The 9,283-nt window shown below is 73.0% G+C and carries 11 protein-coding genes; all 11 read left to right on the top strand.

The window, feature by feature from the left end; genetic code table 11:
* Positions 1–295: 295 nt before the first annotated feature.
* Positions 296–739 carry a regulatory protein GemA gene (locus BLR95_RS13705; protein WP_176787875.1) on the top strand — a complete coding sequence of 148 codons (444 nt, stop codon included), beginning with the start codon at positions 296–298 and terminating at the stop codon, positions 737–739.
* The gene (locus BLR95_RS13700) at positions 736–1,167 is read left to right on the top strand and encodes a helix-turn-helix domain-containing protein (protein ID WP_092621301.1); all 432 of its coding nucleotides are present in this window, start codon (positions 736–738) and stop codon (positions 1,165–1,167) included. Before BLR95_RS13705 ends, BLR95_RS13700 begins: the two co-directional genes overlap by 4 nt.
* Positions 1,168–1,239: 72 nt before the next feature.
* On the top strand, positions 1,240–1,704 hold the full coding sequence (locus BLR95_RS13695) for a cell wall hydrolase (RefSeq protein WP_092621298.1): 465 nt from the start codon (positions 1,240–1,242) through the stop codon (positions 1,702–1,704).
* Positions 1,705–1,712: 8 nt separating this feature from the next.
* Positions 1,713–2,351: a hypothetical protein gene (locus BLR95_RS15840; protein ID WP_176787873.1), complete on the top strand. Its 639-nt coding sequence runs from the start codon at positions 1,713–1,715 to the stop codon at positions 2,349–2,351.
* Entirely contained in the window at positions 2,348–2,545 is a 198-nt protein-coding gene (locus BLR95_RS13685; RefSeq protein ID WP_092621295.1) for a hypothetical protein, read from the top strand. The genes BLR95_RS15840 and BLR95_RS13685 overlap by 4 nt, the downstream gene beginning before the upstream one ends.
* A gap of 12 nt (positions 2,546–2,557) precedes the next feature.
* Complete coding sequence (locus BLR95_RS13680; RefSeq protein WP_092621293.1) at positions 2,558–3,013, top strand: hypothetical protein; 456 nt, start codon at positions 2,558–2,560, stop codon at positions 3,011–3,013.
* Positions 3,006–3,575 carry a hypothetical protein gene (locus BLR95_RS13675; RefSeq protein WP_092621290.1) on the top strand — a complete coding sequence of 190 codons (570 nt, stop codon included), beginning with the start codon at positions 3,006–3,008 and terminating at the stop codon, positions 3,573–3,575. The genes BLR95_RS13680 and BLR95_RS13675 overlap by 8 nt, the downstream gene beginning before the upstream one ends.
* A gap of 1 nt (position 3,576) precedes the next feature.
* Positions 3,577–4,077 carry a DUF1804 family protein gene (locus BLR95_RS13670; protein ID WP_092621287.1) on the top strand — a complete coding sequence of 167 codons (501 nt, stop codon included), beginning with the start codon at positions 3,577–3,579 and terminating at the stop codon, positions 4,075–4,077.
* 4 nt (positions 4,078–4,081) lie between these two features.
* On the top strand, positions 4,082–5,818 hold the full coding sequence (terL, locus tag BLR95_RS13665; RefSeq protein WP_092621284.1) for a phage terminase large subunit: 1,737 nt from the start codon (positions 4,082–4,084) through the stop codon (positions 5,816–5,818).
* The gene (locus BLR95_RS13660) at positions 5,815–7,257 is read left to right on the top strand and encodes a hypothetical protein (protein ID WP_092621281.1); all 1,443 of its coding nucleotides are present in this window, start codon (positions 5,815–5,817) and stop codon (positions 7,255–7,257) included. The genes terL and BLR95_RS13660 overlap by 4 nt, the downstream gene beginning before the upstream one ends.
* Position 7,258: 1 nt before the next feature.
* Positions 7,259–8,935 carry an ADP-ribosyltransferase family protein gene (locus BLR95_RS13655; protein ID WP_092621278.1) on the top strand — a complete coding sequence of 559 codons (1,677 nt, stop codon included), beginning with the start codon at positions 7,259–7,261 and terminating at the stop codon, positions 8,933–8,935.
* The last annotated feature ends 348 nt before the right edge of the window (positions 8,936–9,283 follow it).

Genomic DNA, 9,283 nt, shown 5'->3' with positions numbered 1-9,283 from the left:
GCGCTGCACGACTCGCTGGAGCGCCTGACGGCTGGACCCTACTGCGAGCTGTTCGCCCGCGAAACCCGCCCCGGCTGGGACTGCTGGGGCGACCAAGCGAACCTGTTTCCAGGAGATGCCCCATGAAACGCACGCGGGCCGTTGTTCATCCCGGTTCCCACGCCGCCGAGTGCCGGGGCAAGGCGCGGTTTCAGTCGCCCTGTCTGGCCTGGCGGGCGGCGCGGCGGCGGCCGGGCCGGCGGCTGTATCGCTGCCGTTTCTGCGGCGGCTGGCATGTGGGGGGAGGTCGGAAGCGATGAGCACCCGCAAGGCCGCGCTGGCCTGTCTCCACCTGGGGGCCAAGGAACTGGGGCTGTCCGACGAGGCGCGGCGCGATCTGCTCGAGCGGATCACCGGCCAGCGGTCGGCCAAGGGGCTGACGTCGGCCCAGGTGGGGGCCGTGCTCGACGAGTACCGGCGCCTCGGCTGGCGGCCCCGCGGTGGCGGCGGCCGGGGCGCCCGGCGGCCGTCCGACCGCCCGGACGTGCGCTTGATCTTCGGTCTGTGGCGCGGGCTGGCCGAGGCCGGGGCGGTTTCCTCCAGCGACCTGTCGCGCGCCTGCCGGGCCTGGGTGCGCCGTCAGACCGGCGTCGATGACCCGGATTGGCTGACGGTCGAACAGGCGCAGGGCTGCATCGAGGCGCTGAAGCTGTGGCGCGGCCGCCTGACGGCGCGGGACGGGGGAGACCCCCAAAGGTGACCCCCCGCCCCAAGGTGACTCCCCGCCCCGTCCCCCAGGCCTATCTGGACCTGATCGAGGACCTCGGTCCCGAGGTGGCCGCCGCCCTGGTGCGGGCGCGGGGCGGGGAGAACGTCTACGTGCCCAAGCGCCCCCGCCCCGACCATCCGCTGGCGGTCGCCCTGGGCCATGAGCGGTTCGCGGTGCTGGTCGAGCGCTGCGGCGGCGGGCCGGTGCAGGTGCCCTCTTGCCGCATCGCCAGCCGGCGGGCGACAATCCTCACCCTGGCCGGTCAGGGCTGGCCCCGGGCCCGCATCGCGCGGACGGTCGGGGTCACCGAAACCCGGGTCTATCAGGTGCTGCGCCAGGCCCGGATGGTGGGCGATCCGGAGCCCGCCCAACCGGACCTGTTTGGCCTCTGCCACCAGCCCCCGCCGCCCCAGGCCTGAAGCCCTTCAGGTCGCCCGGGCGCTCGGTTGCGCTCATTCTGGCCTCCCGTCGCCGCCCGGGAGGCCCCGCCCATGTCCCCAAGCCCCGCCATCCAACCGCCCTGCGCCGGCCAAACGCCCTGCGCCGGCGACGTGGAAACCCTGGCCCGCACCCTGTGGGGCGAGGCGCGGGGCGAACCGCTGGCCGGGCTGGTCGCGGTGGCCCACGTGGTGGTCAACCGGGCCCGCCGGCCGGGCTGGTGGTCGGAGCCCGATCATACCCTGACCGCCGTCTGCCGCCGGCCCTGGCAGTTCTCGTGCTGGAACACCGACGACCCCAACCGCGTGCTGCTCAATGACCTGACCCTGGCCACCCCCGCCTTCCGCCGGGCGATGATGGTCGCCTGCGGCGTGGTCGATGGCCGGGACGGCTTTGCCGAGGACCCGACCGGCGGGGCGACCCACTACCACAACACCGCCGTGGCGCCGCCCTGGGCCCAGGGCCACCGCCCGTCGGCCCGCATCGGCCGGCACCTGTTCTTCAACGACATCGAATGAGGCCCGCCATGGAAGAGACCTCCAAGGCCTGGTACCGCTCGCGCACCGTGTGGGGGGCGCTGGTGACGCTGCTCGCCCTGCTGCTGGGCCAGATCGGGCTGGAGCTGACCCCTGAGTTGCGCTCCGAGCTGACCACCGCGCTGGTCACCCTGGGCGGGGCGCTGGGCACCGTCCTGACCCTCTATGGGCGGATCAAGGCGACGCGCCGGCTGGGCCGCGCCGACCGACCGCCCCGGGCCGGCGGCCGGCTGGCCGTCCTGATCCTGTTGAGCGGCCTGATGGCCGGCGGCCTGGCGGCCTGCGCCGCGCCCAGCGCCAACCGGACGGTGCACGCCCTGGGCCACGCCTACCACGCCAGCGAGACCGCCTGGCGGGCCTGGCGGGAAGCGGCGCCGGCGGGGATCGACGCGGCCACGGCGGCGCGCATCGATCTGGCCAGCGAGCGGGCCCGGCTGGCCCTGATCGAGGCGGTGGAGACGGTCTGCCCGGAAGCGGTCGGCGATCCCGGCGCGCCCCGCTGCACCCCGGCCGATGACGCCACGGTGGCCCTGACCCTGGCCGCCGCCCGCACGGCGCTGGCCACCTTCCAGGACCTGCTGGCCGATCTCGGCCCCTCCCCGGCCCTGGACGCGGGGGTCGCGCCATGAACGCCGCCACCATCCTTACCCTGCTCAACGTCACCCTGAAGCTGGCCGAGGGGATGCCTGAGCTGCTGGAAAGCCTGCGCGCCCTGCGCGACACGGTGATCAACGGCGAGGACCCGACGCCGGCCCAACAGGCCGCCCTGCTGCGCCACCTGCTGGACCTCGAACGCACGCGGTCGGCCGCCGGGCCGGCCTGACGGGAGGCTCCCTTGGATTTCGGAAACTGGCTGGGCATCGCCGAGGCGATCAGTCGGGTGGCGCCGCTGATCGGCGCCCTGGCCACGGCGCTCGCCACCATTGTCCTGGCGGTGCTGATCGCCCGGCTGCGCCGGGTCTTCGTCACCCGCGTCGAACACGCCGGCGTGCGCGAGGTGGTGACGGCGCTGCAGAACACCCTGACCGAGGCCCACGCACGGCTGGACGCCGGCGACGCGCGCTTCCAGCGCCTGGAGCAGCAGATCGGGGACCTGCCGACGCGCCACGAGATGGCGCGCCTCGCCGACGCGGTGGGGCGGCAGGCGGAATCCCTGGCCGCCATCAGTGAAACCCTCAAAGGCCAGGCCGGGGCGCTGGAGTGGCTGCGTGAGAACGTCTTCGCGTTGACCTCGCACGAGCTGGCCGAGGCGCGGGCCGTCAAGACCCGACCGGGAGGGCGCGATGTCTGACGCTCCGGCCTCCTGGCTGGCCCACGTGCGGCTGGCCATGCTGATCGTCCTGGCCGGGGTTCCGGCGGCCGCCGTCCGGCGCCGCGACCTGCTGCGCGGCCTGCACGGGCTGCCGGGGGACATGGCCAGTCTCTCCCTGCTGGCCGAATTGATCACCGCGCCCCGCGCCCAGGTGCTGGGCGACCTCTCCTGGCTGGCCGACGCCGGTCTGGTGCACCTGGAGCCCGGCCCCGACGGCGCGCCCCAGGGGGCCGCCCTGCTGACCCGGGGGCGCGAGGTGGCGCTCGGCCTGGCCGACGTGGCCGGGATCGCCCCGCCGATGACCGCCGCCGCCATGTCCAGCGCCCTGGCCGGGGTCTCCCTGGCCCTGGGGCCGCAGGACACCGAAACCCAACGGGCCTGGCTGATCGAGGCCGGTCTGCTCGGCGCCGACTGGGCGCTGACCGAGCTCGGCCGGGCGGTGGCCCTGGGCCGGGCCCGGGTCGACGGGGTGCGCGCCCCCAGCCGCGAAACGGCCATGAAGCTGGCCGCCGCCACCGCCCGCCTGACCCTGGAGGGCTGACATGGCCCATCCCCCGGAGACCCGCGCCGCCGCCCGTGCCGCCTACGTCTTCGAGCGCCTGCCGCTGGACGCGGTGGCCGCGCGCCTGGAGTTGGGCGCGGCCACGGTGCGCCGCTGGAAGGCCCAGGACGCGGCCACCGGCGACGACTGGGACAAGGCGCGCGCCGCCACCGCCCTGTCGCGCGAGGGCGCCGGGACCATCGCCCAGTTGGTGTTGACCGACTTCCTGGCCATGTATCAGGCCACCGTCGAGGGGTTGCGCGAGGACGCCGACATCAGCCCCATGGCCCGCGCCGAGGGGCTGTCGCGCCTCGCCGACGCCTTCACCAAGACCATGAACGCGGTGGCCAAGGCCAGCCCCGAGCTGCACCGCTTCGCGGTGGCCAATGAGCTGCTGCGCGATCTGGCCGGCTTCGTGCGCCGCGACTTCCCCGAGCACGTGGACGCCCTTTTGGAGATCCTCGAGCCCTTTGCGGCCGACGTGGCCCGCCGGTACGGGTGAAGCCATGGGTCGGCGGTTCAAGACCGAGGCGAAATGGGGCTCGGGCGACTTCCTGGAGGCCATCGCCGAGTTCGCCCAGGGGCTGCGCGACGAGATCGCGGCCGCCGCCGATCTGGGCGATTTCGACACCAGCCCCCCGGCCACCCGCGCCCGCGCCGCCGAAACCAAGGCCTCCTTCGGCGCTTTCTGCCGCACCTACTTCCCGCACCGGGGGCGGGCCGAACCCAGCGCCTTTCACGCCTACATCTTCAGCCGGGGCCAGGAGATCGCCGACGGGCCGGGCGGTGCGCGCGAGGTGGAAGCCGCCCCGCGCGGCAACGCCAAAAGCACCTATTGGACCGAGTTGTTCGTGCTGTGGTGCGTCCTCACCCGGCGGCGGCGCTATCCCCTGATCCTCTCGGACGCCATCGAGGTGGCGGCGATGATGCTGGAGGGCATCAAGACCGAGCTGACCGACAACCCGCGCCTGGCCCACGACTTTCCCCAGGGTTGCGGCGGCGGGCCGGTGTGGCAGGTCGGGGTGATCGTCACCGCCGGCGGGGCCAAGATCCAGGCGGGCGGCGCCGGCAAGCGCATTCGCGGCGCCCGGCACGGCAGCCAGCGGCCTGATCTGGTGATCCTGGACGATATCGAGAACGATGAGAACGTCCGCTCGCCGGACCAGCGCGACAAGCGGGAAGCCTGGATCGACCGGGCGGTGGAGCCGCTGGGCCCGCCCGACGGCTCGATGGACATGGTCTACGTGGGCACCGTGCTGCACGTCGATTCCGTGCTGGCCCGCAAGCTGGCCAACCCGGCCTGGCGGGCGGTCACCTTCCGCGCCATCGTCGAGTGGCCCGAGCGGATGGACCTGTGGGACCGCTGGGAGGAGCTTTACCGCAACCAGGGGCCGGCGGCGGCCGAGGCCTTCCTGGCCCGGCATCACCGGGCCATGCACCGGGGGGCCCGCGTGCTGTGGCCGGCGGTCCAGCCGCTGGCCCTGCTGATGCAAATCCGCCTGCGGGTCGGCCTGGCCGCCTTCGCCAGCGAGCACCAGAACAACCCGACCGAGGCCGACGCCACCTTCGAGCGGATCACCTATTGGACCGAGGCGCCGGCCCTGATGCGTCAGTGGGCGCACTTCGGGGCCTGCGACCCGTCGCTGGGCCGGGCCGGGCGGACCCGTGATCCCTCGGCCCTGCTGGTCGGGGCGCGGGATGTGGAGAACGGCCGCCTGTTCGTGGTCGAGGCACAGATCCGCAAGCGCCTGCCGGACCGCATCATCAACGACGTGATCGAGCTGCAACGGGCCTACGGCTGCCAGAAGTGGGCGGTGGAGGCGGTGCAGTTCCAGGAGTTCTTGCGCACCCAGTTGCTGGCCCGCGCCATCGAGCGCGGGGTGCCGGTGCCCGCCGTGCCGGTGATTCCCCATACCGACAAGGTGCTGCGCATCGAGGCCCTGCAACCCTACGTCACCGCCGGCATCATCCTGCTGCATGCGAGCCAGAAGACCCTGATCGAGCAGCTGACCCACTTTCCCAACGCCGATCACGACGACGGCCCGGACGGCCTGGAAATGCTGTTCCGCCTGGCCATGGGGGTCGGCGCCGGGGCGGGCGCCAACGCCCGTCGGGCGGGGGATGGCGATCCCGAAGCCGCCACCGGACGGGCCGCGCGGGCCGGCCGCATGGGCTCTCTCGCCGCGCGCTATGGCGCCCGCGCCCGCCCCGGGCGCCGGCGCCTGATGGGAGATCGACCTTGAAGCTGTTCAACCTGTTCCGCCGCCCGCCCCCCGCCACCGCCCCGGCCCGCGAGGCCGCCGGGACCAACCGCGACCCGCGCGACGAGCCCGGCTTCCGCCGCCTGACCGGGGGCAGCGATCCGCGCGACCTGCTGCCCATGACCCAGACCCGGATGCAGCGGGTGGCCATGGGGTTGTGGGAGTCCACGCCGCTCGGCCACTGGATGGTCGAGGTCTCGCTGGCCTTCCTGTTGGCCGAGGGGGTGCGGGCCAAGGCGGAAGACCCGCAGGCGCAGGCCTGGCTGGACGATTTCTGGGACGATCCGATCACCGACCTGGACGCCACCCTGATCACCCGGGCCCGCGAGCTGGCCCTGTTCGGCGAACAAATCTGGCCGGTGTTCGTCGGCATCGACGGCCATGTCCGGCTGGCCTACCTGGACCCCTCGGACGTCGAGGACGTGGTCTGCGATCCGGAAAACAGCGCGGTGCAGATCGGCATCATCACCCGGCCCGATGCCTGCCAGCGCAAGCGGCGCTACCGCATCCTTTACGAGGGTGCCGACGAGGACCTGTTCGCCCCGGGCACGGTGGCCCTGCGCCGCACCTTCGATTCCGGGGACTGTTTCTATTTCCGGGTCAACGATCTGATGTGCGGGCAGCGCGGGCGCTCGGACCTGTTGGCCGCCGCCGACTGGATCGACGCCTTGGACCAGTTCCTGTTTGGCGAGCTTGAGCGGGCCGATTACATGCGCGCCTTCATCTGGGACGTCACCCTGACCGGGGCGACCCAGGAAGAGGTCGAACAACGCGCCGCCGCCCTCAAGGTGCCGCACACCGCCGGGGCGCGGGTGCACAACGAGAACGAAAGCTGGGAAACCCGCTCGCCCGATATCAAGGCGGAGGATGGCGAGACCGCCGCCCGCCTGTTCCGGCTGCACGCCATGGGGGCCCAGGGCCTGCCCGAGCACTGGTACGGCGGCGGCGGGGACGTCAACCGGGCGACCGCCGGGGAGATGGGCGCCCCGGCCTACAAGATGCTGACCATGCGTCAGCAGACCCTGAAGCGGATGCTGGAACGGGTCTGCCGTTACGCCCTGACCCAGCGCCTGGCGGCGCGCGGCCGCACACTGGACCGGGGCGACGGCGCCTGGAAACCCAAGATCGAGTTCCCCGAACTGGTGGCCCAGGACGTGTCGCGCTTCTCGGCGGCCCTGGCCCAGGTGGTTTCGGCGGTGGCGGCGGCGGTCGCCGAGGGCCTGCTGCCCCGGGCCGAGGCGGTGCGCCTGATCGCCGCCATGGCCGCCTATCTGGGGGTGGAGATCGATCCCGAGCAGGCCCTGGCCGAGGCGCGCGAGGAATCCCTGGCCGAGCGCGAGGCGGACCTGATCGTCGATCCCGCCCCCGATCCGGCCGGTTCCAACCCGGCCGATCCCGCCCCCCGGGCGGACCCGGCCTGAGATGAGCGACGCGCCGACGCCCGAGGACCGGGACCGCGCCTTCCGCGCCGAACGGCGGCGGCGGGCGCTGGCCCGGGGCGACATCCAGCGCGCCGCCATGGCCCGCCTCGACGACCTGCTGGCCGAGATTTCCGGCGAGATCGCCGCCGCCCTGGCCGATCAGCCCAGCGACTACCAACTGTGGCGCCTGCCCCGGCTGGCCCAGTCGGTGGCCGAGGCCAAGGCGCGGCTGGCCGGGAACGGGGCGGAAATCCTGCAAAGCGCCGTCGATGACGCCTGGACCGCCGGGCAGGCCCTGGTCGAGGCGCCGCTGGCCGCCGGCGGCATCGATCTTACCGGCCGCCTGCCCAGCCTCGACCTGGGGGCGCTGGTCGAGACCCGCCGTTTCATGGTCGCCCGGATGCGCGGCCTGTCGGATGACCTGGCGGCGCGGATCAGCGGTCAGTTGCATCTGGTGGTGGGCGGGGTGATCGATCCCGGGACCGCCACCGCGCGGGTCGAGAAACTGCTCACCGAGGGCGGCCGGCGGCGCGCCCTCGGCGTGGTGCGCACCGAGGTGGGCGGGGCCTTCAGCGCCGCCGCCCAGGCCCGCCTGGAGCAGGCGGCGCGCCATGTGCCCGGCCTGCAGAAACAATGGCGGCGCTCGGGCAAGATTCACAGCCGCCTCGCCCATGACCTGGCCGATGGTCAGGTGCGCGACGTGGACGAACCGTTCGACGTGGGCGGCATCCGCATCCCCTATCCCCGGGCCCCCTCGGTGCCGCCGGCGCACCGCATCAACTGCGGCTGCGAAAGCCTGCCCCACATGGCGAACTGGGAGATGGCCACCCCCGGCCGGCGCCCCTTCACGCCTCAGGAAACCCGCCTCAACCCCACCAAGCGCGACCTTGAGGACGCGCTTTCCGGCGGGTTCGATCCCGAAGCGGCGGTGCGCGGCCTGATCGGCGGCAAGCGGTTCCGCCGCGAGCGCGCCTGGGTGCTGGCCCAGCGCGATGCCGGGCGCCTGCCGGAAGCCGACGGGCTGTCCATCGCCGAGGCGGTGGCGGTGCGTCAGTACACCCGGGCCCAGGCGCGCCAGATCAACGCCGAGCTGCGCTCGGGCCGGCCCAGCCGGGCGGTGGCCGACTTCGCCCGGGTGGTGGAGGACGGCCTGGCCAAGATGCCGGCCTATGACGGCCTTGTCAGCCGGGGCGAGGACCTGACGGCCGAGGCCTCGGCCGGCTTGGTCTCCGGCGCCACGATCACGGTGCGGGCCTTCTGGTCGGCCAGCACGGACCTGGGCCACAGCCGCAATCACCGGTTCGTCGTGGTCAGTGGCGGCGGCCGGTCCATCGTCCGATTGTCGCACTATTCTGGCGAATCCGAGGTCCTCTGGCCTCCGGGCGCAAAATTCCGTATCCTGGAGGTGGATCGTAGCCAACCCGACGGGATCGTGCGTGTGATGCTGGAAGACCTGAGCAAGACTGGCCGCATGATGGAAGCCGCCCCCGGCACGACCGCGCCCACCCCGGCCGACCGCGATGCGGCCCTGCTGGCGCGGATGCGCGCCCATGACGCCGCCAACACCGCCTACCTGCGGGCGCACGGCCCCAACCCGGCCTTCGAGACGGACCATTGGCGCGGCGCCGGCGAGGGGATGATCGGCGAGCTGACCTTGGCGTCGCGCCCCAAACCCTGAGAACCGCCACAGAGGCGATTCTGACGGCCATTGCCCTTCCCAAGGCCCTGGGACACCACCCCAGGGCCTTGCGCGCGTCTGGACCCCGTCAGAAATCGACGCGGCCACCTGTCGGAAGCCTCGCGCCCTCGGTGGCCGGGCGCGTTTCCATGTTGTGGCCGGGTGGCGAACAGCGGGGGGTGGCCAAAATGGGCCGTGGGGTCTCAAAACGCGCTTTCAGACCGGCCCATCGGCCTTCAAGAGGCCGTTTCCGGAGGGGTTCAGGTTCTTTTGCGAGTCTCTCCTACGTTCGTGACTAAACGAAAAAGAAGGTAGTCCTATATCCCCCAGGGTCTGTTGGCAGGTGCG

The organism is Roseospirillum parvum (assembly GCF_900100455.1).
In the GTDB taxonomy this organism is placed as follows: Bacteria; Pseudomonadota; Alphaproteobacteria; order Rhodospirillales; family Rhodospirillaceae; genus Roseospirillum; species Roseospirillum parvum.
Note: the sequence above shows the minus strand (reverse complement) of the source record. Positions and strands in the feature narration are given on the sequence as shown.